The sequence below is a fragment of the Wohlfahrtiimonas larvae genome, assembly GCF_002006755.1.
Lineage (GTDB): Bacteria > Pseudomonadota > Gammaproteobacteria > Cardiobacteriales > Wohlfahrtiimonadaceae > Wohlfahrtiimonas > Wohlfahrtiimonas larvae.
The window spans coordinates 1-1,370 of record NZ_MVDO01000021.1 but is presented as its reverse complement, the minus strand read 5'-3'; the positions used below and the strand labels follow the sequence as shown (position 1 = coordinate 1,370).

The following is a 1,370-nucleotide window of genomic DNA, read 5'->3' as shown; positions in this document are numbered from 1 at the left end:
TCTCTAACCATTTATCATCCAACAATTTCAATTGATGCTTTTTGTCTTTTTCACTGCGTTGATTATTCATTGCATCTTCTAAAATTTTCACCTGCATCGCTAAGCGAGCATCTCTTTCATCTATTGGAGAAGTTTTATCTAACAAAATTTCTCTATGTAATACTAATTCAAATGCCACTTGTTCAGCATGCAGACTCTTTTCGCTTAAAAAAGCTCTTGCACTCTCTTGCCCTGCAATAATTTGTTCCAAGCATTTTAAGCGTTTTCTTAAATTTGCATCTGCTGATTCAACTAATTGTTCCTCGATCACAATTTCTTGACCTTTAATAACCTCCGCCTCTAGTTGACCAATCTTCAAAGAAGTACACAATAAATCCTCACGAAGTAGAATTTCTTTTTGCAAGTCTATATTTTGTAATTGTTTCTGTATTTTATTTAGCAAAGTTTTAAAAGCGCCTTCTAGTTTTATAAACTCATGCTTTGCAACAACACCAATATCCATCCAACGATTTTCTATCATTTGTAAAGATGATTCGATATGAGCAATATCATGATCTGAAGTAATAGATTCATATAGCGCTTTTAGCTCATCTAATATCATTCGTTTTTGGGCACCATTAGCAATTTTCTCACTTTCTTCTGCCGAAACAAACTCCTCTCTTAATGCAAAAATCTGATCATTCACAACACGTAATTTTTTCCATAATACATTTTCATCATGACGTTTTGAACGAACTGTTGGATTAAAAGTCCGATTAAATTGCTTAGCCTTCTCAACTGCATCTCGGATATTCCCATCATCTAGCAATTGTTGCAATAGCGTAATTTCATCTTCACGGCGTTGCTTCTCTTTTTTGCGCTCATTTTGCATTGCTACATCCAATGGTTTAAGAATCTGGCGCATCGAACGTTCAAGCTTCTGCTTATCTTTAGCTAAAAATAAAGGCGCTCCATAACTTAAAACACCATCAGTTGAGTATTGATTCAAATAACGATTCCATTCCTGAAGAAATTTTTGACGCATCTCTATTAAATGATTCCAGTCAGGATTTGCCCAATCAATTTGCGTTATTAATTCAGATAAAGCTCCCAATAACTCTTCTGCTTCTTTTAAATAGACGGCTCTTGCTTGATTATTATGATCTCTTTCATTCACTAATCGTTGATGAGCAATCTTACAAGCAGACTCAAAGCGCTGATATAACTTCTGAGGTACTCGTGCAATCCCCTTTTTAGAAATATTCCAATCTTTACGCAATTGCTTCAAAGTTATACTAATCAAATCAATCGAAACACTATTAGCGAGTGATTCTGCTTGATCACATAATAACTCTAGATTTCTATAAATTCCCCAACGGGCTGTATCTAGT

1 protein-coding gene is annotated in these 1,370 nt (G+C 34.7%); it reads right to left on the bottom strand.

Annotated features, from left to right (window positions below; all coding sequences use genetic code 11):
* Window positions 1-1,370: DUF349 domain-containing protein (locus BZK14_RS01555; protein ID WP_143691264.1), on the bottom strand; the 1,370-nt coding region annotated here is incomplete at both ends.